This window comes from Bradyrhizobium sp. USDA 4506, from assembly GCF_054058795.1.
The window spans coordinates 3,117,949-3,143,438 of sequence record NZ_JBSSBM010000002.1 but is presented as its reverse complement, the minus strand read 5'-3'; the positions used below and the strand labels follow the sequence as shown (position 1 = coordinate 3,143,438).

The 25,490-nt window shown below is 65.2% G+C and carries 24 protein-coding genes; 11 read left to right on the top strand and 13 right to left on the bottom strand.

The genetic code is table 11. From position 1 onward, the window contains the following. Positions 1 to 9 precede the first annotated feature (9 nt). Complete coding sequence (locus tag ACVIHF_RS16965) at positions 10 to 1,347, bottom strand: MFS transporter (RefSeq protein WP_425249171.1); 1,338 nt, start codon at positions 1,345 to 1,347, stop codon at positions 10 to 12. Positions 1,348 to 1,670: 323 nt separating this feature from the next. Between ACVIHF_RS16965 and ACVIHF_RS16960 the strand changes: the two genes are divergently transcribed. Then, the gene (locus tag ACVIHF_RS16960) at positions 1,671 to 2,609 is read left to right on the top strand and encodes a LysR family transcriptional regulator (protein ID WP_456792337.1); all 939 of its coding nucleotides are present in this window, start codon (positions 1,671 to 1,673) and stop codon (positions 2,607 to 2,609) included. 4 nt (positions 2,610 to 2,613) lie between these two features. On the opposite strand, the gene ACVIHF_RS16955 is transcribed toward ACVIHF_RS16960, so the two are convergent. Continuing rightward, entirely contained in the window at positions 2,614 to 3,807 is a 1,194-nt protein-coding gene (locus ACVIHF_RS16955) for a GNAT family N-acetyltransferase (RefSeq protein ID WP_456792336.1), read from the bottom strand. A gap of 167 nt (positions 3,808 to 3,974) precedes the next feature. Here ACVIHF_RS16955 and ACVIHF_RS16950 point away from each other — a divergent pair, with 167 nt between their 5' ends. Next, a complete protein-coding gene (locus ACVIHF_RS16950; protein ID WP_456792335.1) occupies positions 3,975 to 5,003 on the top strand; it encodes a polysaccharide deacetylase family protein in 1,029 nt (342 codons plus the stop codon). Here ACVIHF_RS16950 and ACVIHF_RS16945 read toward each other — a convergent pair. Next, positions 5,000 to 5,209 (bottom strand): DUF2842 domain-containing protein, encoded by a 210-nt coding sequence (locus ACVIHF_RS16945; RefSeq protein WP_016844954.1) that lies wholly within the window; start codon positions 5,207 to 5,209, stop codon positions 5,000 to 5,002. The genes ACVIHF_RS16950 and ACVIHF_RS16945 overlap by 4 nt on opposite strands. Positions 5,210 to 5,393: 184 nt before the next feature. Between ACVIHF_RS16945 and ACVIHF_RS16940 the strand changes: the two genes are divergently transcribed. After that, the gene (locus ACVIHF_RS16940) at positions 5,394 to 6,479 is read left to right on the top strand and encodes a COX15/CtaA family protein (RefSeq protein ID WP_229161145.1); all 1,086 of its coding nucleotides are present in this window, start codon (positions 5,394 to 5,396) and stop codon (positions 6,477 to 6,479) included. Positions 6,480 to 6,500: 21 nt separating this feature from the next. Here the strand turns inward: ACVIHF_RS16940 and nadC are convergent, their stop codons facing one another. From nadC to ACVIHF_RS16900, 8 genes are all read right to left on the bottom strand, one after another. After that, a complete protein-coding gene (gene nadC / locus ACVIHF_RS16935) occupies positions 6,501 to 7,352 on the bottom strand; it encodes a carboxylating nicotinate-nucleotide diphosphorylase (RefSeq protein WP_456792334.1) in 852 nt (283 codons plus the stop codon). Continuing rightward, positions 7,349 to 8,899: an L-aspartate oxidase gene (locus ACVIHF_RS16930; protein WP_456792333.1), complete on the bottom strand. Its 1,551-nt coding sequence runs from the start codon at positions 8,897 to 8,899 to the stop codon at positions 7,349 to 7,351. Before ACVIHF_RS16930 ends, nadC begins: the two co-directional genes overlap by 4 nt. Then, a complete protein-coding gene (gene nadA / locus ACVIHF_RS16925; protein WP_456792332.1) occupies positions 8,896 to 9,882 on the bottom strand; it encodes a quinolinate synthase NadA in 987 nt (328 codons plus the stop codon). The genes ACVIHF_RS16930 and nadA overlap by 4 nt, the downstream gene beginning before the upstream one ends. Positions 9,883 to 9,936: 54 nt before the next feature. Next, the gene (locus ACVIHF_RS16920) at positions 9,937 to 10,893 is read right to left on the bottom strand and encodes an NUDIX hydrolase (RefSeq protein WP_310881922.1); all 957 of its coding nucleotides are present in this window, start codon (positions 10,891 to 10,893) and stop codon (positions 9,937 to 9,939) included. Between the two features lie 14 nt (positions 10,894 to 10,907). Further along, positions 10,908 to 11,315 carry a hypothetical protein gene (locus tag ACVIHF_RS16915; protein ID WP_018271884.1) on the bottom strand — a complete coding sequence of 136 codons (408 nt, stop codon included), beginning with the start codon at positions 11,313 to 11,315 and terminating at the stop codon, positions 10,908 to 10,910. 157 nt (positions 11,316 to 11,472) lie between these two features. Continuing rightward, positions 11,473 to 12,753, bottom strand: coding sequence for an O-acetylhomoserine aminocarboxypropyltransferase (locus ACVIHF_RS16910; protein WP_456792331.1), 1,281 nt, complete (start codon positions 12,751 to 12,753; stop codon positions 11,473 to 11,475). Between the two features lie 144 nt (positions 12,754 to 12,897). Beyond that, positions 12,898 to 13,482, bottom strand: coding sequence for a CoA-binding protein (locus ACVIHF_RS16905; RefSeq protein ID WP_057020656.1), 585 nt, complete (start codon positions 13,480 to 13,482; stop codon positions 12,898 to 12,900). A gap of 106 nt (positions 13,483 to 13,588) precedes the next feature. Continuing rightward, positions 13,589 to 14,416 carry an enoyl-CoA hydratase gene (locus ACVIHF_RS16900; RefSeq protein WP_283071370.1) on the bottom strand — a complete coding sequence of 276 codons (828 nt, stop codon included), beginning with the start codon at positions 14,414 to 14,416 and terminating at the stop codon, positions 13,589 to 13,591. Positions 14,417 to 14,486: 70 nt separating this feature from the next. On the opposite strand from ACVIHF_RS16900, the gene ACVIHF_RS16895 reads away from it, so the two are divergent. From ACVIHF_RS16895 to ACVIHF_RS16875, 5 genes are all read left to right on the top strand, one after another. Next, positions 14,487 to 14,915, top strand: coding sequence for a PaaI family thioesterase (locus tag ACVIHF_RS16895; protein WP_028340177.1), 429 nt, complete (start codon positions 14,487 to 14,489; stop codon positions 14,913 to 14,915). A 152-nt stretch (positions 14,916 to 15,067) separates the two neighbouring features. After that, positions 15,068 to 15,532 carry a 50S ribosomal protein L13 gene (rplM, locus tag ACVIHF_RS16890; RefSeq protein WP_016840522.1) on the top strand — a complete coding sequence of 155 codons (465 nt, stop codon included), beginning with the start codon at positions 15,068 to 15,070 and terminating at the stop codon, positions 15,530 to 15,532. Beyond that, complete coding sequence (gene rpsI / locus ACVIHF_RS16885; RefSeq protein ID WP_028333930.1) at positions 15,532 to 16,008, top strand: 30S ribosomal protein S9; 477 nt, start codon at positions 15,532 to 15,534, stop codon at positions 16,006 to 16,008. Before rplM ends, rpsI begins: the two co-directional genes overlap by 1 nt. 249 nt (positions 16,009 to 16,257) lie before the next feature. Beyond that, complete coding sequence (locus tag ACVIHF_RS16880) at positions 16,258 to 17,475, top strand: diguanylate cyclase (RefSeq protein WP_456792330.1); 1,218 nt, start codon at positions 16,258 to 16,260, stop codon at positions 17,473 to 17,475. Positions 17,476 to 17,519: 44 nt separating this feature from the next. Then, positions 17,520 to 17,756, top strand: coding sequence for a hypothetical protein (locus tag ACVIHF_RS16875; RefSeq protein WP_028333932.1), 237 nt, complete (start codon positions 17,520 to 17,522; stop codon positions 17,754 to 17,756). Positions 17,757 to 17,763: 7 nt separating this feature from the next. Here the strand turns inward: ACVIHF_RS16875 and ACVIHF_RS16870 are convergent, their stop codons facing one another. Continuing rightward, the gene (locus ACVIHF_RS16870) at positions 17,764 to 18,900 is read right to left on the bottom strand and encodes an AI-2E family transporter (protein WP_229160398.1); all 1,137 of its coding nucleotides are present in this window, start codon (positions 18,898 to 18,900) and stop codon (positions 17,764 to 17,766) included. Between the two features lie 279 nt (positions 18,901 to 19,179). On the opposite strand from ACVIHF_RS16870, the gene ACVIHF_RS16865 reads away from it, so the two are divergent. Both ACVIHF_RS16865 and ACVIHF_RS16860 read left to right on the top strand, forming a co-directional pair. Further along, positions 19,180 to 19,950, top strand: coding sequence for a gamma-glutamyl-gamma-aminobutyrate hydrolase family protein (locus ACVIHF_RS16865; RefSeq protein ID WP_021079122.1), 771 nt, complete (start codon positions 19,180 to 19,182; stop codon positions 19,948 to 19,950). 191 nt (positions 19,951 to 20,141) lie between these two features. Beyond that, positions 20,142 to 21,284, top strand: coding sequence for an IS481 family transposase (locus tag ACVIHF_RS16860; protein WP_456792329.1), 1,143 nt, complete (start codon positions 20,142 to 20,144; stop codon positions 21,282 to 21,284). Positions 21,285 to 21,562: 278 nt separating this feature from the next. On the opposite strand, the gene ACVIHF_RS16855 is transcribed toward ACVIHF_RS16860, so the two are convergent. Then, a complete protein-coding gene (locus ACVIHF_RS16855) occupies positions 21,563 to 22,351 on the bottom strand; it encodes a hypothetical protein (RefSeq protein WP_456792328.1) in 789 nt (262 codons plus the stop codon). A gap of 761 nt (positions 22,352 to 23,112) precedes the next feature. On the opposite strand from ACVIHF_RS16855, the gene ACVIHF_RS16850 reads away from it, so the two are divergent. Further along, positions 23,113 to 25,386: a PAS domain S-box protein gene (locus ACVIHF_RS16850; protein ID WP_456792327.1), complete on the top strand. Its 2,274-nt coding sequence runs from the start codon at positions 23,113 to 23,115 to the stop codon at positions 25,384 to 25,386. Positions 25,387 to 25,490: the final 104 nt, after the last annotated feature.

Sequence of the window (25,490 nt, the reverse complement as noted above, 5' to 3'; positions counted from 1 at the left end):
GCCTGACCTCTAATGCGCCATCATCGGCTCGCGCGCGGTTCGCTCGAGCACCGGATCGATCCGCAGCCTGATCGTGACCAGCGCGCCGATCAGTCCCATCACGGCGAGCAGCAGTAGCCCGGCCGTGAAGCTACCGGTCAGGTCCTTCAGATAGCCGACGGCGAATGGGCCGGCGAAGCCCGACAGGTTGCCGAGCGAGTTGATCGCGGCAATGCCTGCCGCCGCCGAGGCGCCGGTCAGGATACCTGCCGGCATCGGCCAGAACATCGGCGGCACCGCCGACACGCCGATCTGCGCAAGGCAGAGCAGGGCGACGATCAGCACCGGATTCGACACCAGCCCGGCAAGGCCGATACCGACGGCGGCGAGCGTCAGCGCGCCGGCGACATGGTATCGCCGCTCGCCGGTCTTGTCGGAATGGCGGCCGAGCAGCACCATGCCGACCGCGCCGAACACGAAGGGCAGGGCCGCGATCAAGCCGGTCTGGGTGTCGGTGACGCCAAACGCCTTGATGATGGTGGGCAGGAAGAATGCGACGCCGTAGCTTGCCGCGTTGAGGCAGAAATACACGAAGGCGCAGGCAAGGACCCGCGAGTCGGTGAGCGACTGCAGGACGGAAATATGCTCCACGGCCTCGGTTTGCTGCCGCTCGCGCTCAAGCGTGGTCTGAATCCACTTGACCTCGTCGGGCTGCAGCCAGCTTGCCTGGCGCGGAAAGTCCGGCAGGAAGGTCAGGACAGCGAAACCGACCAGGACCGACGGCAGTGCCTCGCAAATGAACAGCCACTGCCATCCGGTCAGGCCGGCGCCCGACAGGTTGAGCAGCAATCCCGAGATCGGCGCCCCGATGATGCTCGAGATCGGGATCGCCAGCATGAACAGGCTGATGACGCGCGCGCGGTACACCGACGGGAACCAGAGCGTCAGATAGAAGATGATGCCCGGGAAGAAGCCGGCTTCGCAGGCGCCGAGCAGGAGGCGCAGGAAGTAGAAGATCCATTCGCTCGACAGGCCGCTCGCCGCGGACATCTGCGGGATGAAGGCAAATGCGGCCGAGACGATGCCCCAGCTGATCATGATGCGGGCGATCCACCGCCGCGCACCGAACCGCTCCAGCAGGATGTTGGAGGGCACCTCGAAGAAGAAGTAACCGATGAAGAACAGACCGGCGCCGAGCCCGTAGGCGGCCTCGCTGAGGCCGAGCGCCGCGTTCATATGCAGCTTGGCGAAGCCGACATTGACGCGATCGAGATAGGCCACGAAGTAACACAGGATGAGGAACGGAATCAGCCGCCGCATCATCTTTCCGATCGCGCGCTTCTCGACATCGTCGCTCATCGTTCCCATCCCTTCCTGTTTTTCGATTCGGCAGACGATCACTGCGCTGTTCGGGGCGGCACCTGGCGCACCCGCAGCGGTTCGTCGCGTTGCTCTTGCAAGTCTTCTTTATTTTTGTGTAATCGACTGCCGCGTGACTAATGGCATTTGGGAATGGAGCCACGGCGAAACTGTCATGATGCACCGCGGTATAAACGCGGGAACCCTGGAGCGTTTTCCAGCGAAGTGGCTGCTCGCTCGCGTCAAGAAAACGCCTCAAAGCAGAATCTGGAGCCCCGTTCCGGTTTAGTCGGAGCGGAAGAGGCTCTTGCCGGGCAGGATGGTGGCGGGACGTGATCAATAATCTGAAACTGCGCCAGCTGCGCCTGCTGGTCGCTCTCGACAATGAGCGCAAGTTGCAGCTCGCCGCCGAGCGGTTGAACATCACCCAATCAGCGGCATCGAAGATGCTTGCCGAAATCGAGGCGCTGGCGCGGGTTCCCTTGTTCGAGCGCACGGCGCGCGGCGTCGAACCGACGGCCTATGGGTCGATCCTGATCCGTGGCGGCAAGAGCGTGCTGGCCGATCTCGACCAGGTCACCGACGAGTTCGCGGGCTACAAATCCGGTGAGCTCGGCACGGTCTCCGTTGGAACAGTCGCCAAGCCCAGCATCGACCTCGTCGTCGACGTCATCCAGTATCTCGGCGAGAAGCTGCATCGGGTGAACATCTCGCTCGATGTCAGCACCAGCCCGCCATTGATCACGCGACTGCTGGCGCTCGAGTTCGATTTCGTCGTCGCCAGGATTCCCGCCGGCATCGATCCCCGGCAATTCGACTATTACGAGATCGGCGCGGAGGAGGCGGTGCTGCTCGTTCGCGCGGAGCATCCGTTGGCCGGCCGCGAGACGGTCGAGCTGGAGGACATGGTCGACCAGCAATGGATCTGCCAGCCGCGCGAATCCTTCATGCGACAGGCGCTCGAGAGGTTGTTCATGAGCCGCGGCGTGACGCCGCCGCGCCGGGTCATCAACACCGAGTCGTTTTTCGCCTCGGTCGGAATTGCCGCGGGCATCGACGCGATCGTGCCGGTCCCCATGCTGGTGTTCGATCTGGTCGATCCGCAGCGGTTCAAGGTGCTGCGCCTGCGCGACAGGCTGTTGTTGGAGAATTACGGCCTGATCAAGTTGCGCAAGCGCGCGCTGTCACCTGCCGCGGCACTGTTGTTCGACGCGATGAAGCGGCTCGGCGCACCGAGTGGCGGCGCAGAGCAGGGCGACGCGGCGAGCTGAACACTCAGCGGAACATGCCGCGCAGGTTCTGGGCAATCTCGAACAGCGCCGGATTCTGCTTGACGGCGCGCTTGGCGCGATTGATGGCCGACAGCGCACTGGCCGCCGGCTTGCCGCGCAAGCTGAGCGGAATGAAGCTGTCGACGACGGCTTCATCGTCCTTGCAGAACAGCCGCTTGTACTCGTCCGAGCCGATGCCGAGATCCAGAGCGCGGTAGTTCAGGCCGGCATGGCGATCGATGATGTCGCGCATCAGGATCAGGCCGGGGCTGAACTTGGAATTGGCCGACATCGTGTAGGTGTTGAACATCATCGAGAAGCGATGACCGTCGGACACGCCGGCGAAGATCGCGATCACTTCCTCGTCGCACTCCAGCGCGTGGATGTCGATCGCATAGCCGTTGCCGTCGGCGCGCGGCGCGAGGCAGGCGGCACGAATGAACTGCTCGATGCCCGGCTCGGCGAACACGTTCGGCAGCTTCTGCTCGGCCATTCGCTGCGGCTTGACGCGGAAGAACCAGTCGAGCAGGCGGCAGACATCGGCGCTCTCGCTCGCGACGTAATAGCGGTAGCCGGGCAGCGCCTGCAGCTTGCGCTCCTTGCCCTTGAGGCGGCGGCGGAACGAGTTGCTGATCAGCGCCGCCGGTGCCGCGCTAGGCTCGATCGCCAGCACCGGACAGTCGTTGACCGAAGCCTGGCGCGGCAGCAGCGCCAGCGGATTCGGCAGGTCCCGCCAGCGCAGCGGCTGCTGGCAGAGCACGAGCGCATCGGCGCGGGAGCGTTCGGCGATCGATCCGATCAAAGCCGCGATGTCGGCTTCCGTCGCGTTGGCGGCGAAATCCTTCTCGCACAGCGCCATGTTGAAGGTCGTATGCTTGCCGCCCATGAAGCTCGCGCAGTTCGCGCCGAGGCGGGACTCGATTGCGAGCGGCAGCAGCAGCAGCGGCCGGCGTTCGCTGTCATGAGCGACGACGATGAAGGGCCGCAGGCCCTCGCGCTCGCCGACCTGGCGTTGCCAGCTGGCGAGGAAATCGAACCGCTGATAGGGCGTGTAGCTGTGCTGCGATGTCTCGAAGCTGCGCCAGGTCGCTTCGGCCGCGGTAAGATCATGAAAGATGTCGACGCCGGCGACGCGGATCGCGTTCGGCCACGCCCGCGTCTCAGCCGTCTGGCCTTCGATTGCCGCCGCCATGGTCATCTCGGAACCCGAAATTTTAGGGTATTAATTTACAGTTCTCGGCTGGGGCCGACCTTCGCAGGGAAATGTCAACAAAGAGTAAGAACAATGCCGCGGCGGTGTGCGGGAACCGCTTGACAAGGACGGGGATCTTGGCGCCGGACAGCGGGATTTTACGACGGGCCCGAATGGAGCTCGCGTATTTCAGTGGCGCCTTCAAGCTGCGGGAACGCGAGAGCGGCGGCGCCGGGGTGATCCTGCGCTTCGCCCGCGTTCGTCCCGCGCGACGCGGCCGGTTTCAGCCGCTGAAGTCCCAGGAGATCACCCCGGCTTTCCTCGATCGCACGATCCGAGCGCTGAAGCGCTGGCAGTATAACATCGTCGGGATCGACGAGGCTTGCCGCCGCGCGGTGACCTTGCCGGTGCGCCGGCGTTTTGCCTGCCTGACCTTTGATGGCGCCAGCAAGGACATCGTCACCCATGCCTGGCCGGTGCTCGCCAGGCACGGCGTTCCCTTCGCGCTCTATCTCCCGACGGCCTTTCCCGATGGCGTGGGCGTGGCGTGGTGGCTGGTGCTGGAGGACATCATCGCGCGCGAAAACCGCATCAGCATGATGATCGACGGCCGGGAGCGGCACTTCGCGATTTCAAATCTCTCGGACAAATTCGAGCTGTTCGATTTCCTGTCCGGCTGGCTGCGCAAGCTGCCGCCGTCGGACCTGTCCTACGCGCTGAACGATCTCGCCAGGCGCTATTCGGCCGACGCGGCCCAATTGTCACGCAATGCGTCACTCGACTGGCAGGATCTGGCGAAGCTTGCCGCCGATCCGAACGTGACGTTCGGCAGCGCGACCGTGAACTATCCGGCGCTGTCGAGCCTCAGGGATGCCGACGCGCAACGCGAGATGGCGATGGGCAAGGCGGTGGCCGAGAGCGCGCTTGGGCGGCAGGTCAGGCATTTCGCATTCCCGTTCGGGGACCGCGATGCGTTCGGCCGTCTGCATGTCGTGATGGCCGAGGAGGCCGGCTTTGCCAGCGCGGTGTCGACTATACCGGGGGTCGTCGAGGCGCAGGGGCGCACCAACCTCCACGCGCTGCCGCGCATCGCATGGGACGGCCGCGTGCGCTCATTGCGGATGATGCGGGTGCTGCTGTCGGGCGTGATGTTCGCGCCAGTGCGGCCAACGCGCAGCGCGCGCGACCAGAACGTGACTTAGGCGCGATCGGGCCGCGACATCCAGGCGACGATCGGCATCGCCGGCAGCACCCAGCCGAGGCCAGCGACGACGTAGAAGATCGCCTGCAGCAGCCCCGAATTGGCAAGCCACGGCGTCTGGGCGACCGTCATGCCAAGCAGCGACCACACCACCACCAGGATCAGCAGGAAGATGGTTCCGAGCAGTTTGCGGGTGCGTATGGCCATGGCGGATATGTGCAACTCGTGATCCAGGGCGTTTTCGAGCGAAGCGGTTCGCGCAAAGAAAACGCGTCAAAACAACATTCTGGAGCTTCCTTCCGACTTGATCGGAACGAGGCTCCGGGCGGCGCTTGCGCCGCGGGCGCGGCGGACTATAAGGAGCCCGAAAATCCAATCAAGTCAGGGCGAAATGGCCGGTATTTCCGCAAAGACATCGCAGCTCCGCGCCGTCAGGGTATGGCTGGTCGCGGTCGCCGCCCTGATCGCCCTGATGGTCCTGGTCGGCGGCGCCACGCGGCTGACCGAATCCGGCCTGTCGATCGTCGAATGGAAGCCGGTGACCGGCACGCTGCCGCCGCTGACCGAGGCGCAGTGGACCCAGGCTTTCGAGGGCTACAAGAGGATCCCGCAATATCGCGAGCTCAACGCCGGGATGACGCTCGAGCAATTCAAGACGATCTTCTGGTGGGAGTGGGGCCACCGGCTGCTTGGTCGCGTGATCGGCGCGGCCTATCTGCTGCCGTTCCTGTATTTCCTGTGGCGCGGCGCGGTGAGCGGCGAGCTCGGCCGGCGATTGTGGGTGATTTTCGGCCTCGGCGCGCTGCAGGGCGGCGTCGGCTGGTGGATGGTCGCGTCCGGCCTCTCGGAACGCATCGAGGTATCGCAGTATCGGCTGGCGACGCATCTGGTGCTGGCGCTCCTGATCTTCGCGGCGATCGTCTGGACGCTGCGGCGCCTGACCGACCGCCCAAGCGTGATCGCGCCGCTCAGGCTGAAGATCACGAGCGCGGTGCTGCTCGTGCTGACCTTCGTGCAGCTCTATTTCGGCGCGCTGGTCGCGGGGCTGCGCGCGGGCAGGGTTTATAATACCTGGCCCGACATCGACGGCGGCTTCATTCCGTCGGCTGACCGGCTTTGGTTCGAGACACCGTGGTGGCGCAATCTGTTCGACAACACGCTGACGGTGCAGTTCGAACATCGCATGACCGCCTATCTGCTGTTCGCGCTGGCGATCGCACATGCGATCGATGCCATGCGCGCGCGCGCCGGCGGCGCTGTGATCGCGGGCGCCTGGTGGCTGGTGGCTGCGATCACGCTGCAGGCGACGCTCGGCATTCTGACGCTGCTGCATCAGGTGCCGATCGATCTGGCGCTGACGCACCAGGCCGTCGCCATCGTCGTGCTGACACTAGCGGTGCTGCAGGCCGAGCGCTTCGCCGCGCGCCGGACCGAGCGGGATCAGCCGACCCTCGTTGCGGTCGGCCAGCCCGGTTGATCGATCAACCTCTTTGATCGATCAGGACAGATAGTCGAGCCCGATATCGAGCGCGGCCGAGCTGTGGGTCACCCAGCCGACCGAGATCAGGTCGACGCCGGTTGCGGCAATCGCTGCGGCCGTCGCCGCGGTGATGCGGCCGGAGGCTTCGGTGATCGCCTTGCCGCGCGCCATGTCGACCGCCTGGCTGAGCTGCTCGGTCGTCATGTTGTCGAGCAGCACCGCGTCGACGCCGAGCGTCAGCGCCTCTTCGAGCTGCGACAGCGTGTCGACCTCGACCTCGATCTTGACGAGATGGCCGGCATTGGCCTTGGCGCGCTCGATCGCGGTGCGGATGCCGCCGGCGAGCGCGATGTGGTTGTCCTTGATCAGCACGGCATCGTCGAGGCCGAAGCGATGATTGCCGCCGCCGCCGGCGCGCACCGCATATTTCTCCAGCGCACGCAGTCCCGGCGTGGTCTTGCGGGTGCAGACGATCTGCGCGCGGGTGCCCGCCACGGCCTTGACCAGCGTAGCCGTTGCGGTGGCGACACCGCTCAGATGGCAGAGGAAGTTGAGCGCGGTCCGCTCGGCGGTGAGCAGGCTGCGGGCCGGGCCGTCGATGATCGCGATGACCTGGTCGGGTTCGACCGCGCTGCCGTCGGGCCGTTCGGCGCGCAGCGTGATGGCCGGCGACACCGTCTGGAAGGCTGACTGCGCGACATCGAGCCCGGCGATCACGCCGGGCTGCCGCGCCCGCATCACCAGCCGCGCCTGCTGGCCGGCCGGCACGATGGCGTCTGCGGTGATATCGCCGGCCCGGCCGAGATCCTCGCGCAGCGCGGTGTGCACGATCGGCTCATAGATCAGCGGCAACAGGGGGGGGAGGGTCATGACAGGGCACTCCTGGCAAATGGCGTGGATTCGACGATGTCGCGCGCGGCGGCGAGTGCATCGGCGCGGGTAAGGGACGACGGAACGGCCGACGCAGCAATGTGCGGGAAATCGGTGCGGAAGTGGCCGCCGCGGCTTTCCTCACGCCGGATGGCGGCAACCGCGACCATCAATCCGACCAATGCTGCGTCGGACGCCGCACTGTGACCGCATGCGAGTGGATAGAGACTGCGGATCGCGCGGGCGATCCCGTCGCGATCGCGCAGGACGCCGAGTCCCTGGGTGAGGATCGGTCGCACGGCGGAGGGATCGGAAGCCTGTGGCATCGCATCGTCGCGCAGCATGGCGCGCGGGCCCGCACTTACGCTTTCGATGCTCTCCGCGACCCAGCGCGCGCAGACGATCGCTTCCATCAGCGAGTTGCTGGCGAGGCGGTTGGCGCCGTGCAACCCGGTGCGCGCGGCCTCGCCGCAGGCCCACAGGCCCTGCACCGTGCTGCGGCCATAGCCATCAACCGCGATGCCGCCCATATGGTAGTGAACCGCCGGCCGGATCGGGATCGGATCATGGGCGGGGTCGATGCCGGCCATCTTGCAGAACGCGCTGATCACGGGATAGCGCTGCGCAAACTCCGCGCCCGGATGTTGGCGCGCGTCGAGGAAGGTGCGATGCCCCGCGGCGCGGTGGTGCCACACGGCGCGCGCCACGATGTCGCGTGGCGCAAGCTCGGCGCCGGGCTGATCGGCCATGAAGCGCTCGCCGGTCTCGTCGATCAAGACCGCGCCGTCGCCGCGGATCGCCTCGGTCAGCAGCGGCATCGGGCGCGACGGCCCGTCGAACGCGGTCGGATGAAACTGCACGAACTCGATGTCCGACAGTTTTGCACCGGCATGTGCGGCAAGCGCGAGCCCCTGGCCGAAACATCCGCCGGGATTGGTGCTGTCGGCGAACAGCCCGCCGATGCCGCCGGTTGCGATCACCACGCGATTGGTCGTGATCGTCAGCGCGCCACGGTCGCTCGCTGCAAGCACGCCCCTGACTGCATTGTCCTCGACGATCAGCCGGCGCGCCTCGACGCCTTCCAGCAGTGTGATCGACGGCGTCTGGCGGACCGCCGCGATCAGCGCGCGCATGATCTCCCGGCCGGTGCCGTCGCCGGTGGCGTGCACGATGCGGTTGCGGCGGTGTGCGGCCTCGAGACCGAGGCGCCAGCTGCCGTCGGCGTGCCGGTCGAAGGCGACGCCGAGTCTCGCCAGCTGCTCGACGGCGGCGGGCGCGGCGTGGACGATCCGACTCGCCGCGGCCGCGTCGCAAAGGCCGGCGCCGGCCGCGAGCGTATCGGCGAGATGCAGGGCAGGGCTGTCGTCGGCGCCGACCGGTGCGGCAAGGCCGCCCTGTGCCCACATGCTGGAAGCTTCCGCGCCGAGCGGCGACTTCGACAGCAGCACGACCGGCTCGGGTGCGAGCTGAAGCGCGGTCATCAGCCCGGCGGCACCGCCGCCGATGATCACCGGCCGGCCGTTGAGATCGGAGATATCGGTGCTCATATCGCCAGCATCCTTTCGACGCTCTTGCGCGCGCGATCGGCGATCGCGGGGTCGATGGTGACCTCGTGCTGGTTGGTTTCCAGCGCGTGACGGATGTTCTTCAGCGTGATCCGCTTCATGTGCGGACAGAGATTGCAGGGGCGGATGAAGTCGACACCGGGATTTAGCGCAGCGATGTTGTCGCTCATCGAGCATTCCGTCAGCAGCACGACGCGCGGCGGACGTTTGGTCTCGACAAACGACTGCATCGCAGCCGTCGAGCCGGCAAAGTCCGCTTCGGCGACCACCTCGGGCGGGCATTCCGGATGCGCCAGGATGGTGACATCGGGATGATCCTCGCGCAGCTGGCGCACGTCATCGGCGGTGAACAGCTCGTGCACCTCGCAGTGGCCCTTCCAGGCGATGATCTTCTTGCTGGTTTGCTTGGCGATGTTCTGCGCCAGATATTCATCAGGGAGCATGATGACGCGCTCGGCGTCGAGCGATTCAACCACCTTCAGCGCATTGCCCGACGTGCAGCAGATGTCGGACTCGGCCTTCACCGCGGTCGAGGTGTTGACATAGGCGACGACCGGTGCGTCCGGGTAGCGCGCGCGCATCAGCCGCACGTCCTCCGCCGTGATCGAATCCGCCAGCGAGCAGCCGGCCTTGAGGTCGGGGATCAGCACGGTCTTGGCCGGATTGAGCAGCTTCGCGGTCTCGGCCATGAAATGCACGCCCGCGAGCACGATGACATCGGCATCGACCTTGGTTGCTTCGCGCGCGAGCAACAGGCTGTCGCCGACGATATCGGCGACGCCGTGGAAGATCTCCGGCGTCTGGTAATTATGCGCCAGCACCACCGCGTTGCGGCGGCGTTTCAGCGCGAGGATCGCATCGACGTCCTCGGCGAATGTGGCCCATTCGAACGGCGGGATGACGCGCTTGACGCGCTCATAGAGCGGCGCGGTGCGGGTGAGCAGATCGGTATCGAGTGCAACCATTTATACTCTCCGTGAGCATAAGATGGCTTATACTTATCCTGAGCATAAGGCGTGTCAAGTGCGCGAAAGCGGGAGCTTGGTGCCGGCGACGGCCCGTTCGGCCAGCACGGCATGGCGGAAGCGGAATAGCTTGGCCGGCCGGCCGACGGTATCGGCGGCCATTGCGCCAGTCTCTTCAACGAGTTCCTGCTGCTCGATCAGCCGGCGGAAGTTCTGCTTGTGGACCAGCCGGCCTGCGAGCGCCTCAACACTGCGTTGCAGTTGCAGCAGGGTGAACTCGGCCGGCATCAGCTCGAATACCACCGGACGGTATTTGATCTTGGCGCGCAGCCGCGCGATCCCGGTCGCGAGAATGCGGCGATGATCCGCCGTCATCGGCTTGCCCGGCACGATCGGCGCCTCGCGGCCATGCCCGCGGCCGGCTTCCGGGATCAGGGCGGCCTCGTAGAGCAGCTCATAGCGCTGCAGCACCAGCTCTTCGTTCCAGTCGCGATCATCGAGACCGAAGGTGATGGCGCAACGTTGCCAGCGCTCGCGCTGCAGCGTCGGTGACGGCGCCGCCTTCGCCCACGTTTTGAGCTTCGGCGCGATCGTCTTGGCCAGGAAGGCCGGCGCGCCGGCGCGATGATCCTCCCAGGGGAAGTAGTCGTACCAGCCGGACCAGTGCGCCTCAAAGCCTTCGCCGACACGATCCTCGCGGGTCAGGCCGAGATAGCTGATCGAGACGCTGTGCGGCCCCTTGGTGTCTCCGGAGCGGCCGCGGTCGGCAAAGGTGTAGAGCTGCTCGACATAGCCGAGCGGGTGGCCGGTCTGCGCTTCGACCCAGGCCCGCAGCGCGGTCTGCAGCGAGCGATGGGTGAACTCGAACGGGCCGCTCGGCAGCGCGGAGCCGCCGGCGATGGTCATGATCTTCGGCGTGCCCTCGGTGACGGCGACCAGCACCGCGACGAGATCGGCGGTCACCGCATTCCCCGAAGCCGGTGTGCTGGATTTCTGCGGCGATCTGGCCACCCGATCGGTCCGCGCTAGCAGTAGCCGTAGACGCCACAGGCGTAGGGCAGGCGGTCCCAATAGGTCACATAGGCACCGCCGTAGTACGGGCCGAAATAGTTGTAGGAGTGCCAGTTGCCGTAATAGCCGGGCAGCGACGACGACCCCGGCAGCAGCGGTTCGCCGGGCACGAACGGGATATACGGCTCGGAATTGAGCGGGATCACCACGGGCTGCTCGACGACCACGAGCTGGCGTCCGCGCCGCACATAGGTCGGCGATGTGATCGTGGTGCGGTAGGCGTAATGCCGGTGCGGCAGGCCCGCCGGCAGCTGGCGCGCGGCCTTGACGGTCGCGCTCTTGGCGACGGCCGGGCCGTCGGCGGCGTCAGCAGGCGGGATCGCAAACAATGCGATCGCGAGCGGCAATGTCCAGCGCAGCATCAATGGTCTCCCGAATCATCCGGAGCCTATCACTGCCACTTTAAGCCGGATTGAACGTTAACGAGAGGCCCGTCGGTATTAAGCGTTAACGGGAGGTCGGTCGCTTTGGGCAAGTTGCCGGAGCGATACGGCGCACCGCTCCGGAACAATTGCGGGATCAGGCGCGCAGGGCCTCGTCGAGGTCGGCGATCAGGTCTTCCTTGTCCTCGATGCCGATCGAAAGCCGCACCACCTCGGGCGCCGCGCCCGACCTCACCTTGGCGGCGTCGTCGAGCTGGCTGTGGGTGGTGGAGGCCGGATGGATCACCAGCGAGCGGGTGTCGCCGACATTGGCGAGATGCGAGAACAGCTGCAGGTTCGACACCAGATTGACGCCCGCGTCATAGCCGCCCTTCAGGCTGAAGGTGAACACCGCGCCGGCGCCCTTCGGCGAATATTTGCGCTGCAGGGCGTTGTACCTGTCGCCGGGCAGGCCGGCATAGTTCACCGCTGACACGGCGGGGTGGGTGGAGAGGAATTCCGCCACCGCCTTGGCGTTGTCGCAGTGCTTCTGCATGCGCAGCGGCAGCGTCTCGATGCCGGTCAGGATCATGAAGGCGTTGAACGGCGACAGCGCGGGGCCGAGGTCGCGCAGGCCGAGCACGCGGCAGGCGATCGCGAAGGCGAAGTTGCCGAAGGTCTCCTGGATCCGGATGCCGTGATATTCCGGGCGCGGCTCGCTCAGCATCGGGTATTTGTTGTCCTTCGACCAGTCGAAGGTGCCGGCATCGACAATGATGCCGCCGAGCGAGTTGCCGTGACCGCCGAGGAACTTGGTCAGCGAGTGCACGACGATGTCGGCGCCGTGGTCGATCGGCTTGATCAGATAGGGCGAGGCCAGCGTGTTGTCGACGATCAGCGGCACGCCGGCCTTGCGCGCAACGGCCGCGATCGCCTCGATATCGGTGATGCTGCCTGCCGGGTTGGCGATCGACTCGATAAAGATCGCCTTGGTGTGCGGCGTCACCGCGCGCTCGAAGCTTTCGATCTCATCGGGGTCGGCCCAGGCCACATTCCAGCCAAACGCCTTGAAGGCGTGGGTGAACTGGTTGATCGAGCCACCATAGAGCTTGCGTGCCGCGATGATCTCATCGCCGGGCTTCAACAGCTGCTGCAGCACGACGACCTGCGCCGCGTGACCGGAAGCGACGGCGAGCGCCGCGGTGCCGCCTTCGAGGGCTGCGACACGTTCCTCGAGCACGGCATTGGTCGGGTTGCCGATGCGGGTATAGATGTTGCCGAAAGCCTGCAGGCCGAACAGCGAGGCCGCGTGGTCGGCATCGTTGAAGACGAATGACGTGGTCTGGTAGATCGGTGTCGCCCGCGCGCCGGTGGTGGGATCAGGCTGCGCGCCGGCGTGCACGGCGAGGGTGGAAAATCCCGGAAGGCGATCGGTCATTCTTTAGTATCCTGTTGTGGCCTGGTCGAAACGCGCGGCATGCTGATGGCGACGGCGCCCGCCGTCAAGCGAGTTAGGCACACCGCCAGTTGGAGGGGCATCCGCGCTATACCGGATGATCGCAGCGATTATTCCGCTGCGATGTCAGGTCGTCTCGGTCTTGTTCTTTGCCGCGCGGTCGGATGCCGCAGTCTGGCCGCCGCCGAAGCTGGTGCGGTTGAGCGACAGCCGCATGCCCTGCGTCGGGATCGGCGCACGCTTGGAGCTCAGCGTGCGCGAGTTGACGCCCATCCACGAGATCTCCGACGACAGCCGGCCATACTCGATCTTCGGGCAACGGTTCATCACCACCTTGAGGCCCGCGGCTTCCGCCTTCTCGGCAGCGGCATCGTCGCGCGCGCCAAGCTGCATCCAGATCACCTTCGGCGGCGTCGACAATTTCAGCGCCTCCTCGACCACGGGCATGATGTGGCTTGAGTTGCGGAAGATGTCGATCATGTCGATCGGCCGATCGATGTCCGCAAGCGAGGCGACGAACGGCTTGCCCATCAGAGTCTTGCCGACATGGCCGGGGTTGACCGGGATCATGTCGTAGCCGCGCTGCGCCAGATATTTGAACGCGAAATAGCTCGGCCGCACATTGACCGGCGAAGCGCCGACCATCGCGATGGTCTTGACGTTGTTCAGAATGCTGCGGATGTAGTTGTCGTCGTAGGCGTCGTGATTCATTTTTCTTCCGGGTTTGTCATTCCGGGGCCCGCGCAGCGAGAACCCGGAATCTCGAGATTCCGGGTCTGGTGCTAATGCACCATCCCGGAATGACGACCTCAGGTCGTCACTTGTCCTGCCACTTCGGATCGCGCTTCTCGATGAAGGCACCGATGCCTTCCTCGGCGTCGCGCGCCATCATGTTTTCGGTCATCACCTCGGCGGCGAAGCGATAGGCATCGGCAAGGTTCATCTCGGCCTGGCGATAGAACGCTTCCTTGCCGAGCTTGACGGTGTAGGCCGATTTCAGCGCGACCTTCTCGGCCAGCGCGATCGCGGCGTCGCGTTCGGTGCCCGCGGATACCACGCGGTTGACGAGGCCGATGCTCTGCGCCGTTGCCGCCGAGACCGGCTCTCCGGTCAGCAGCATCTCCATGGCCTGTTTGCGCGGCACGTTGCGCGACAGCGCCACCATCGGCGTCGAGCAGAACAGCCCGATGTCGACGCCCGGCGTCGCGAACGCCGCCGCTTCGGAGGCGACCGCGAGGTCGCAACTTGCGACGAGCTGGCAGCCGGCCGCGGTGGCGATGCCCTGGACGGATGCGACCACCGGCTTCGGCAGGCGCACGATGGCCTGCATCATCGCGCTGCAGGCGTTCATGATTTGCGCGAAATAGGCGCGGCCGCGGTCGGCATCGCTACGGCGCGCGGTAAGCTCCTTGAGGTCGTGGCCGGCGCAGAACGCCGGGCCGTTGGCGGCGAGCACGACGGCACGGATGCGCTTGTCGCCGCCGACATCGTTCAGGGCGGCGTGCAGCTCGGCGATCAGGCCCTCGGAGAGGCTGTTGCGCGCTCCGGGGCGATTGAGCGTCAGTAGCGCGATACTGCCGACGGTCTCGCGCAGCAGGATCGGCTGGTGTTGCGGCGCTTCGGCGCGGGCGGCTTGGGCGGACATGCTGAAATTCCACTTTGGTCTCTGTAACAACTTAATGTAACAGGCAGGCTGAAGCGAGGGCAGGGACGGCATGGCGACTGCGAAAATGAGCGTGGCTGACGTGGAGGAGTTCCTGCGGAGGGAATTCCCGCAGGCGTTCGTCCACGACGATGTCCGGATCGAAAGCGCCGACGGCGAGACGGCCCTGCTGCGCCAGCGCTTCAGCGAGCGCATGCTGCGGCCGGGCGGTACGGTGTCCGGGCCGACCCTGATGGGGCTGGCGGATTTCGCGATGTACGTGGTGCTGCTGTCGGCGATCGGGCCGGTCGGCCTTGCCGTGACCACCAACCTCAACATCAATTTCCTGCGCAAGGGCCAGCCGGGGCAGGACGTGCTCGCGGTGGCGAGGCTGCTCAAGCTCGGCAAGCGGCTCGCGGTCGGCGAGGTCAACCTGCTGTCCGGCTCGTCTCCCGATCCCATAGCCCATGTCACGGCGACCTATTCCATTCCAAATCAATAGGCTTTTCTACGGTATTATTGCACCATATTTGCAAGCCATTGTTTTCTCTGATGTAATTTGAGCGCGTGGGCGTTGACGCGAGATCGCGGCTTCTCTAGAAAGCTGCCAGTTCGGCGCATACGGCGCCGATTTCTTTTTCACGGATTTCACACATGAGCACGTTCTCGGCCAAGCCCGCCGAAGTGACGAAGAAGTGGGTCGTGATCGACGCCAAGGGTCTGGTCGTCGGTCGTCTCGCCACGCTCGTCGCGATGCGCCTGCGCGGCAAACATCTGCCCACCTACACCCCGCATGTCGATTGCGGCGACAACGTCATCATCGTCAACGCCGCGCATGTGGTGCTGACCGGTCGCAAGCGCGACCAGAAGACCTACTACAAGCACACCGGCTTCATCGGTGGCATCAAGGAGCGCACCGCGAAGCAGATCCTCGAGGGTCGCTTCCCCGAGCGCGTCGTCGAGAAGGCGATCGAGCGCATGATCCCGCGTGGTCCGCTCGGCCGCATGCAGATGGGCAATCTGCGCGTCTATCCGGGTGCCGATCATCCGCATGAAGCGCAGAGCCCCGAGAAGGTCGATATCGCTTCCCTGAATCGCAAGAACACGAGGGCCGCATAATGTCCGATACGTTGCAGTCCCTCGACCAGCTCTCGCAGGTCAAGCCGGCCGCTCCCGACGCGCCGAAATACGTCAAGAAGGTCGACAAGTACAACCGCGCTTACGCCACCGGCAAGCGCAAGGACGCGGTCGCCCGCGTCTGGGTCAAGCCGGGCTCCGGCAAGATCTCGGTCAACACCCGCGAGTTCGAAGTCTACTTCGCCCGCCCGGTGCTGCGCATGATGATCCAGCAGCCGCTGGTCGCTGCCGCCCGTAACGGCCAGTACGACGTGATCTGCACCGTCGCCGGCGGCGGTCTCTCCGGCCAGGCCGGTGCTGTCCGCCACGGCATCTCGAAGGCGCTGACCAACTTCGAGCCTGAGCTGCGCGGCGTCCTCAAGAAGGGCGGCTTCCTGACCCGCGACAGCCGCTCGGTCGAGCGCAAGAAGTACGGCAAGGCGAAGGCCCGCAAGTCCTTCCAGTTCTCGAAGCGCTAATTCGAGTTCTAAAATTCGCGGCAATTGCCGCGGGCATCGAGTTGCAAAGGGCGCCGCGAGGCGCCCTTTTTGCTGCGTCCGACCGGCCGTGCTTCGGCGCGAATTAGCGCAGTTTTTCATGAAAACTTGCGTGTGCGTGCAAACGAAATTGGAACTCGCACCTTCTAGCTTGCCGGCTCGCAGTGGCGCTGCATCACCGTATTTATTTGCGCCTGCGAACGTTGCATCACACCGGGCTGGGGTGAGTTTATGTCGTTCGATCCATCGACACTTTATTTGTTCGCCACCATGGTCGCGGGCATGCTCGGCGCCATGCTGTGGTTGTTCGGCAGGCAGGAGAACATTTCCGCGCTGAAATGGTGGGGCACCGCCTATCTGCTCGGCGCGGCCTCGGTCGCTGTCTGGACGGTCGGCAGTTCGACGCTCGATCCGATGGTTCTGCTGGGCCTCAATGCGATCGGCTTCGCCGCCTGCGGCCTGGTCTGGAATGCTGCGCGCATTTTCCACGGCCGCAAAGCCAACCTGCTGGGCCTCGTGCTCGGCCCGATCGCATGGATCGGGGCGGTGACAACGGTTGAGGATCCCGCGATGCGCCTGACGATCGGCGCCGGGATCGTCGCGATCTACGCCGCGCTGACCGCTTCCGAACTGTGGGGCGAGCGCCGCCGCGCGATGCAGCGGCGCTGGCTTGCGATCGTCATCCCGGTCGCGCACGGCTGCGTCCTGATGCTGCCGATCCTGGTCGGCGACCTGCTGCGATTGAACGGCCAGAATTTCGTCTCCAGCTTTTGGGTCACGCTGTTTTCGATCGAACTCGTGCTGTACGCGATCGGCACGGTGTTCGTGATCTTCATGATGGTGTCGGACCGCGCGGTGGCCGTGCACAAGACGGCCGCGTCGATCGACCCCCTGAGCGGCATGCTCAACCGCCGCGGCTTCACCGAGGCCTGCGCGCGGGTGATCGAGCGCGAGTCCATTGCCGGCCGGCCGGTCACCGTGATGATCTTCGACATCGATCACTTCAAGTCGATCAACGACCGCTTCGGCCATCCCGCCGGTGACGAGATCCTGAAGCTGTTCTCCGCCGTCGTGGTCAACAGCCTCAGGATCAGCGATCTGTCGGGCCGGATCGGCGGCGAGGAATTCGCGGCGCTGCTGCCGTGCTCGCTGGAAGAGGGCGTGCTGGTCGCCGAGCGCGTGCGCGAAGCCTTCGAGAACAGCAACATCACCTGCGAGGAAGGCGCGGTCGACACCACGGTCAGCATCGGCGTCGCCGGCGGCCCCGCCGGGACCGAGCTCGAGGTGCTGTTGGCCTCGGCAGACACCGCGCTCTACCAGGCCAAGCGCAGCGGCCGCAACCGCGTCGAGGCGGCGGAGGAATTGCCGCTCTCGCTGGAGAACTGGCGGCGCAAGACTGCGGGCCTGCCGGCTTCGGCGCGGCAAAAGCCGGCGAGCGTCCGGGTATGAGTGCGGTAACGAGTGGTTAACCATTCGATCCCATGCTTTCGGGCATGGAGTCGATCCGCACCCGCAATCCGCAGTCAGCCCTGATGTCGCTCGAAGCCGACGCGGTTTCGGCGCGCAGCGGTTTCGCCTGCCTGTTCTCGGACTCCCATGAATACGAGACCGCGCTGATCGCCGAACGGCGCGCGCAGGGGCGATACCAGCCGCCGAAGAGTCGCTGGCCGATGGTGATGCTGGCCGGCGTGATGCTGATGGTCGCGGGAACGGTGCTGCTGCTCTCCTGACGTGCGGTCACGCGGCCCGCGCCGGATCCTCCGTCTTGAAGTGGTCGATCATCACCTTGGCGATCGCCATCAGCGGCAGCGCCAGCGCCAGCCCCCAGATGCCGAACACGACGCCGAGCAGGATCTGGAACGCGAACAGCGTGGCCGGCGGGATGTCGAGCGCCTGGCGCTGGATGATCGGCGTCAGCACGTAGCTTTCCAGCGCGTGCACGCCGAGGAACAGGATGAAGGCCGACAGCGCCGCGATCCATCCGGTCGCAAGGCTCGCCAGCACCACGATCAGCCCGCCGAGGATCGCGCCGACCGTCGGGATGAAGGCGAGCAGGCCGGCCTGGATGCCGAGGATGAACGAGCTCGGAATGCCGATGATGGCAAGCCCGATCCAGGTGACGAGGAACACCGCCGTCATCGTGATGATCTGCGCGATCAGCCAGCGCTCCAGCGTCTCGCCGATGCGGTCTACGATGACGGTCGCCTGCGCGCGGTACTTCGCCGGCGCGATGAACAACAGGCCGGCGCGGTAGATGCTGGGCTGGGCCGCGAAGGCGAGCCCGAGAAACAGCACGATGAAGAAGTTGCCGACGACGCTGACGGTGCCGAGCAGCACCTTCAGCGTCTGGCTGATGATGGCGCCGCCGCTTGAGGCCAGCGCGCCGGCGCCGGGGATGCCGTGGGACTGGGACGGCGCGGGCGTCGTCGTTGTCGTCGTCACGGCGCTGCCTTCGCCCTTCGCCTCGCCCGCGGCATTGGTGAAATCGAGATAGCTGGTGTCGACCCCGTGCTGTTCGAGGAAGTCCTTGACGCTGCCGAGCTGCGACTTGATCGTGTTGCTCAGCACCGTGGCCTGCTGCGCGATCGTGGTGCCGCCGAGGAACACGATGCCGGACAGCAGCCCGGCCATCGCCAGGCAGACGATCGCAAGCCGCAACGCGTGGGGCAGCTTGGTCAGCCGGCCGAGCAGGGTGGTCATGGCATTGAGGGCGACCCCGAGCAGCATGCCGGCGAACAGCAGGAACAAGGTCGCGGCAAAATGCCAGGCGAAGGTCAGCAGGGCAGCGAACAGCACCACGCCGATGCCGCCGACGGCGATCGCCCATGCCAAGTCGTTGCGGGCCTGCAGGCGATTGTCAGCCGAGTCTGTCACGGGTGATTCCCCCCTTCGCGACGGTGTTTCGAGCAGTCTTTGGCGAAAACCCCGCCGGGATCAAGCTGGCGGGGCCGTGCCGGTTCGCAGCTGACGGGGTGCGGGGCCGGGCGCGATCGGTGGGCATCTGGCCGGCTTTGGGTCCCGAGGGGCGCGAATCTGTGCAGGACTGCAAGCCCCCCTGTGCAGATATAGACAGTTGATCCGGCGGGAACTCGAAGGCATGATCGTCTCCGCAACGTCGCAAACTTAGAAGAATCATTGCGCGAGACTTCAATAATGAGACGGCCCGTGGTCGGCGTGATCGGAAACGCCCATCGCATCGAAAATCGTTTCACAGTCCAGATGGTCGGGGAGCGCAACCTTCGCGCGGTTGCCGAGGTGTCGGGCGCGGTGCCGCTGATGTTCGCTGGCAGCCCCGAAATCACCGAGGTCGGCGCCTTGCTCGACGTGGTCGATGGGGTGGTGCTGACCGGGGCCCGCGCCAATGTTCATCCGACCCGCTTCAATACCGAACCTTGCGCCGCCCACGAGCCCTACGACATCCACCGCGACGACGTTGCGCTGGCGCTGTCGGAAGCCTGCGTCGCGCGCGGTGTGCCGATCTTCGGTATCTGCCGCGGCCTGCAGGAGATGAACGTCGCCTTCGGCGGCTCGCTGCATCCGGAGATCCGCGAGATTCCAGGCCGCATGAACCACCGGATGCCGCGGCTGGAGAACGGCGAGATCCATCCTGACCCGACCGTTGTGTTCGCCGACCGTCATGACGTCGCGCTGACGCCGGGCGGCGCGTTCGCAAAAATCCTCGGCCGGGAGACCATTCGAGTCAATTCGCTGCACGGCCAGGGCATCCTCGAGCCCGGCAAGCGCGTCGTGATCGAGGGCATCGCCGAGGACGGCACCATCGAGGCGATCCGCATCGCCGATGCGCCGGGTTTTGCGCTGGGTGTGCAGTGGCACGCCGAATACGATCCGCAGCGCAATCCGATCAACCGCGCCCTGTTCGAAGCCTTCGGCGACGCGCTGCGCGAACGGCGGCGGGCGGCGTAGGACGGTTTCACCGCCATCGTCCCTGCGCGTTAATCACGACGTCGTCTCCGAAAAACGCGCTGTCGTCCCTACGAAAGCATGGACCCATGCTCCGCGGCGGTTGTTGTGGAGGGGGACTCGTCGTTGCGGCACTGCTCAACAAGGACCGTCGGTGGTTATGGGTCCCTGCCTTCGTGTTTGGTCCCTGCTGATTGGTTGGATGGAATCGGTGTAGAACGAGGCGTGGCTTTTATCATGGAGCGCTTCGCGTCATGGAACTGAGCCTGCATGCGAACGCCACGACGACACCGAAGACGCGTGCCTACATCCAGCGCAGCAGGAAGTCGGTCGCCCAATTGGCGGCCGAGCTGGGGGTCAGCGAGACCACAATCTATCGCTGGCGCGGTCGCAGCACGGTCGAGGATCGCTCGCATCGGCCGAAGCACCTCACGACCAGCCTGTCCGCCCTTGAGGAACGGGCGGTGTGTGAGCTGCGGACATCGCTGCAGCTGCCGCTGGACGATATCGTCGAGGTGATGCAGCGGTGCATCAATGCCAAGCTGTCCCGCAGCGCGATCCACCGCTGCCTGCAGCGCAACGGCATCAGCCGGCTTGCCAAGCCTGACAAGCCCAGGGCCGGCGTCTTCGAAAGCGCCAGCATCGGCTTCATTCATATCGACGTGAAGTATCTGCCCGCGCTGCAACGCCGCACCAGTTATGCCTTTGTCGCGATCGATCGCGCCACCCGATACGTCTTCGTCGAGATCCATTCCAGGCGAGACGGAACGACCGCGACCGGCTTCCTCGAACGCTTCCTGGCCGACTTTCCGCACGGTGTTCACACCATCCTGACCGACAACGGAGCCGAGTTCACCGACCGCTTCGCCGTCGACAAGAAGAACAAACCGGTCGGGAAGCCTTCCGGCGACCACCCCTTTGATCGGCTCTGCAAGCAGCGCGCAATCGAGCATCGCCTGACCAAGCCCTACCACCCGCAAACCAACGGCCTCGTCGAACGCTTCAACCGGCGCATCGCTGAAGCCATCGGCCGCGAACACAAACGGGGCAGCGCGCGCCGTACCTTTGTCAACCACGCCGACCGCGACGCCTTCATCGCCAAGTTCGTCCACGACTACAATCGGACCCGCCTCAAATGCCTCGGCTACCTGGCGCCAATCCAGGCCCTCGCCAATCACACGGGACCGAACACCTTCGCAGGGACGACACCAAAGGTGTGGCGTCGCCTGTCCGTCGGGTCGGTTTGTCGAACCTCGGTTCGGGAAGCCATGAAAGACGCGGGGCTTTCCTTGGCCAATCGATGGGAGCCGAGCGGCAGGCGAGTAGATCGTTCCTAGAACTCAGGACGTCACGAACGCAAAGTGTGTTGTCCCCGCAACGTCACAAGAGTTCCGTTGAGCATCGCACCTGTTGGGACTTCACTGTGTGGCAAATTCCCCGTTTAATAAAGGCGGACCTGAGGCAAAGATTTTACCACCAAGACGTTCATTTAAGATCAGGTTCAAGAGGCCGCTGACCAGCGCCAGCGGCCTCTTCGTGTTGCTTCGTTGATCGCAAAGTGCAGGTATCGGCCGTTGCCGCGTCGACGGCACGCAGGAAGCAGCACGTCACGGCATTAGCGCACTGACCATGGCCATGCCGGCGGTTGCGGTTTGCTGGTGGCGTGCGGCCGCGTCGGGGTTGGCGCCGGTTTGCGCGCCTGGGCAACATCGGTCGACGGCCGCGGACGCGGCAGTGGTATTTCCGGGGCTACCGTTGGCTGTTCGGGGCTTACCTTCGGCTCTGCGGCGTTGGCAATGACACCGGCCAGCTGGTCCTGGCTTGCGTTGAGCCGCTCGGTGACCGTCTCGCTTTCGCGAGCCATCTGATCCTGGGTCGCCTTGATCTGGTCGATGATATCTTTGCTGCGTGCCATTTCTGCTTGGCTCGCCTCGAGTTGGCTTGCGACATTTTTATGGTCGCGGACCAATTGTTCTTGCCTCACCTCAAGCTGTTCGACCGCTTGCCTCAAGGCAGCGAGATCGCGCGCCATCGGTTGAAGCTGCTGCGCCAAGTCGGAAGAAAGTGCGGCGGCAGTTGGCGCAACGTCTTTCGGCGCGGCGTCCTTCGGCGGGGTTTGCGCAGGAGGTGAGGAGTGGCCAGGGGAGGCCACCATCGCCGTATCGCTGGGTGACGACCACCACCAAGCAGCGCCACCAATGCATGCTGCCAGCACGGAACCGACAATGGCCAGGTGGCGCCAATCCGCCAATCGATGAACCGCTTCTAGCGGCGTGTGAAACGCTTTCTTGCCGGTCGGCGGGCCGGAAGGGCTGACTCCTGCTTCGCGCGCGAGGTTCGAAAGCTGCTCTTCCAAGCTCACGAGCCGCCCTTCCGCGACCCTGTCATTCAGCATGGAATCCATTTTGTGCTCCGTAGCAAATGCAAGGTCACCCGCCTTGAGAGCAGATCCGCTCTTCGGCGCGCTAACATTCAACGGGACCCAGATCGGTATTTGCAGCTTAAGCCTACGAGGGATGAGGATGCGGCCTGCACGTCACATCGTCTCTCTTTTTGTAAGCTCATCCTTCCTGAATTGTCCCGACGATTTTGGCCGAGATATTGTTCGTCCGCAATCGGGAACACCGCTTGCCACGGGGCGCTCGAGCTCGTGGATCGAGGTCCTGTTCGGCCGCCTCACGATGCGTCTCGCAGCCGAGGCACGTTACTTCGAGGTGTCGTAAGTCGGCGTTGAGAGCGTCGCCAAGCGCCGGCGAGGGCTGGGCTGGACCCTGAAACGCGGGAGTGGTCCATGTTTGGCGAGCGACCATGTCGGCATCCCGCCTGGCGCGTTCGGCCGACGGCTGACCACGGCGCCAAAACATGTACTCCGGGGCCCTCCTGCAAATTCTCGGTATGTTGAGTTGTGCTGCCGGCGAGATGTACCGCTGGTCGACAGGTCGCAGCTATTCTTCCGGTATTGCGCGTGCGCCGGAATCGGCCTTCCTCCGTACTAATACGGATACGAAAGTGGCGGATTGCGGCGCCGGACTCGGCTAAGCAACAGGGATATTTGCTCCGGCGCCGACGACCCTTTCCGAATACTGCTTTTCCTTTTCCATTTTCGGGTGCAGCCGACACGAGGGGTTGGTCGGGATGAATTTGTTGGGCCGTCTGGCGATGGGGATGTTGTTTCCCGTCGCCGCGCTCCTGCTCGCGCTGGGCTTCATCCATGGCGTGACCTGGCCGGGCGTTCTGCTCGCGGGTGGCGCGGTTGCGGTGGTATTGATGACGGCTGAGGTGATTGCGAGATCGCTGTCCAGGACGCCCGCCCAGCTGGTGCGGGCGGCGGAGGCGTTGTCGCGCGGCCAGCAGGTCTCGCTCGGCTCAAGCGATGACGGCGAGACCGCTCAGCTCGCGGCGACGCTTGCCGAATTGTCGGCGCAGCTGGGCAGCAGGCAGCACCTGCTGGAGAAGACCGTCGAGAGCATCCGCGATCCGGTGGTGGTCGCCGACGAGCACGGGATGATCGTGATCGTCAACGCCGCGGCGCGACGGCTGTACAGTGTCGAACCCGGTTTTGATACCCTGACCGGCGTTCGCACCTTCCAGAACTATTATGCCGACGGCACCACCGTGATGCCGATCCCGGACACGCCGATGGCGCGTGCGCTGCGCGGCGATGACGTCGACGATTTCGAGCTGATCGTCAAACCGCAACCGCCGCAACCGGCCGTCTTCCTTGTCGTCAACGCGCGGCCGCTGCGCGACGATACCGGCAATCTGCGGGGCGCGGTCGCCGTGCTGCACGACGTCACCGCGCAGCGGCGGGCCCACCAGGCGCTTGTCGAGAGCGAGCAGATGGCGCAGGCCATCGTCAGGACCGCGCTCGACGCCTTCGTCCAGACCGACCAGGACGGCGTCATTCTCGACTGGAGCCCGCAGGCCGAGGCGCTGACCGGCTGGACGCGCTCCGAGGCGGTCGGTTATCGGGTGGTCGAACTGGTGTTTCCGGAGGAGCTGCGCCTCGCGCACCGGCAGCGGATCACCCGCTTCCTGCAGGAGACCGCGGCCGGCGGCATGGGCATGCGCTATGAAACGGCGTGCCTGCACCGCGACGGTCACCGGTTCTATGTCGAGGTGTCCCTCAACGCGCTGCGCCGCGGTGACGGCTGGATCATCAATTCCTTTGTCAGGGACGTCAGCCAGCGCCGGATCGCCGAGGAGCAGTTGATCCAGGCGCAGAAGTCGGAATCGCTGGGGCGGCTGACCGGCGGCATCGCGCACGACTTCAACAACATGCTGACCGTGATCACCGGCACGATCGAGATCCTCGCCGACGGCGTCAAGGACAACCCGCAACTCGCCGCAATCGCCAAGCTGATCAGCGATGCCGCCGATCGCGGCGCGCAGCTCACCTCGAGCCTCCTGGCATTCGCGCGCAAGCAACCGCTGCAGCCCGGCGAGACCGACGTCAACGACCTGGTCGGCGAGGTGGTCCGGCTGCTGTCGCAGACGCTCGGCTCGCAGACCGAGATCAGGACGGAGCTCGGCCGCAACGCCTGGCTCGCCTTCGTCGACCGCAGCCAGCTTGGTGCCGCGCTGGTCAATCTCGCCATCAATGCGCGCGATGCCATGCCTGACGGCGGCACGCTGACCTTTGCGACCCGCAACATCCAGCTCGGGATTCCCGACGCCGTGGCGTGCGGCGTCGAGCGCGCCGGCGATCATCTCGTGATCGAGGTGACCGATACCGGCACCGGCATTTCGCCGACGCATCTAGAGAAGATCTTCGATCCGTTCTTTTCCACCAAGGAGGTCGGGCAGGGCGCCGGGCTTGGGCTCAGCATGGTGTTCGGCTTCGTCAAGCAAAGCGGCGGCGGTATCGAGGTCAAGAGCGAGCAGGGGCGCGGCACCATCTTCAGGATCTATCTGCCGAAGGCCGACGGCACCGCACAGCGCGCGGCGGAGGAGGACGATCTGCCCGTCAGGGGCGGCGACGAGACGATCCTGTGCGTCGAGGACGATCCTACGATCCGGGACTATGTCACGGGCCAGCTCGAAAGCCTCGGCTACCACGTTCTGGTTGCGGCGAACGCGGACGCCGCGCTCGAGATCGTCAAACGCGGCACCGCGTTCGACCTTCTGTTCACCGATATCGTGATGCCCGGCAGCATGAACGGCCGGCAATTGGCGGAGACGCTGATGGCCGGGCGCCCGGCACTGCGGGTGCTGTTCACCTCGGGCTACAGCGACGGCGTGCTGCCCGCGCAGCAGGGGCGTGGCGGCCACGGCATTCCGCTGCTGACCAAGCCCTATCGGCGCGGCGAGCTGGCGCGGATGCTGCGGCGCTGCCTTGATCTTCAGGTCGACTTTCAGGGCGATCCGGTTCCGCAGCCTTATTCCGTGCAGCCCGATCTCGAACGCTTCCTGCGCGAGAATCCGCCCGCGAAGACGTAGCCGCGGCGTGACCTGGATGCCAACGGGTCCGCAAGCGCGGCCCGATGATAAACTGCGCGAAACCCATCATCCCTGATGCGGCCGCTATTTGATGGGTTTCGCTT

What these genes read in the sequence shown, in the direction of transcription:
- ACVIHF_RS16940 (WP_229161145.1), top strand. Translation starts at nt 5,394, where the DNA reads ATGGCCGGTATTTCCGCAAAGACATCGCAGCTCCGCGCCGTCAGGGTA.
- ACVIHF_RS16895 (WP_028340177.1), top strand. Translation starts at nt 14,487, where the DNA reads ATGGCGACTGCGAAAATGAGCGTGGCTGACGTGGAGGAGTTCCTGCGG.
- ACVIHF_RS16965 (WP_425249171.1), bottom strand. Translation starts at nt 1,347, where the DNA reads ATGGGAACGATGAGCGACGATGTCGAGAAGCGCGCGATCGGAAAGATG.
- ACVIHF_RS16910 (WP_456792331.1), bottom strand. Translation starts at nt 12,753, where the DNA reads ATGACCGATCGCCTTCCGGGATTTTCCACCCTCGCCGTGCACGCCGGC.
- ACVIHF_RS16945 (WP_016844954.1), bottom strand. Translation starts at nt 5,209, where the DNA reads ATGGCCATACGCACCCGCAAACTGCTCGGAACCATCTTCCTGCTGATC.
- ACVIHF_RS16900 (WP_283071370.1), bottom strand. Translation starts at nt 14,416, where the DNA reads ATGTCCGCCCAAGCCGCCCGCGCCGAAGCGCCGCAACACCAGCCGATC.
- nadA (WP_456792332.1), bottom strand. Translation starts at nt 9,882, where the DNA reads ATGGTTGCACTCGATACCGATCTGCTCACCCGCACCGCGCCGCTCTAT.
- ACVIHF_RS16850 (WP_456792327.1), top strand. Translation starts at nt 23,113, where the DNA reads ATGTTGTTTCCCGTCGCCGCGCTCCTGCTCGCGCTGGGCTTCATCCAT.
- rpsI (WP_028333930.1), top strand. Translation starts at nt 15,532, where the DNA reads ATGTCCGATACGTTGCAGTCCCTCGACCAGCTCTCGCAGGTCAAGCCG.
- ACVIHF_RS16855 (WP_456792328.1), bottom strand. Translation starts at nt 22,351, where the DNA reads ATGGATTCCATGCTGAATGACAGGGTCGCGGAAGGGCGGCTCGTGAGC.
- rplM (WP_016840522.1), top strand. Translation starts at nt 15,068, where the DNA reads ATGAGCACGTTCTCGGCCAAGCCCGCCGAAGTGACGAAGAAGTGGGTC.
- ACVIHF_RS16950 (WP_456792335.1), top strand. Translation starts at nt 3,975, where the DNA reads ATGGAGCTCGCGTATTTCAGTGGCGCCTTCAAGCTGCGGGAACGCGAG.
- ACVIHF_RS16875 (WP_028333932.1), top strand. Translation starts at nt 17,520, where the DNA reads ATGGAGTCGATCCGCACCCGCAATCCGCAGTCAGCCCTGATGTCGCTC.
- ACVIHF_RS16930 (WP_456792333.1), bottom strand. Translation starts at nt 8,899, where the DNA reads ATGAGCACCGATATCTCCGATCTCAACGGCCGGCCGGTGATCATCGGC.
- ACVIHF_RS16865 (WP_021079122.1), top strand. Translation starts at nt 19,180, where the DNA reads ATGAGACGGCCCGTGGTCGGCGTGATCGGAAACGCCCATCGCATCGAA.
- ACVIHF_RS16955 (WP_456792336.1), bottom strand. Translation starts at nt 3,807, where the DNA reads ATGACCATGGCGGCGGCAATCGAAGGCCAGACGGCTGAGACGCGGGCG.
- ACVIHF_RS16880 (WP_456792330.1), top strand. Translation starts at nt 16,258, where the DNA reads ATGTCGTTCGATCCATCGACACTTTATTTGTTCGCCACCATGGTCGCG.
- nadC (WP_456792334.1), bottom strand. Translation starts at nt 7,352, where the DNA reads ATGACCCTCCCCCCCCTGTTGCCGCTGATCTATGAGCCGATCGTGCAC.
- ACVIHF_RS16905 (WP_057020656.1), bottom strand. Translation starts at nt 13,482, where the DNA reads ATGAATCACGACGCCTACGACGACAACTACATCCGCAGCATTCTGAAC.
- ACVIHF_RS16915 (WP_018271884.1), bottom strand. Translation starts at nt 11,315, where the DNA reads ATGCTGCGCTGGACATTGCCGCTCGCGATCGCATTGTTTGCGATCCCG.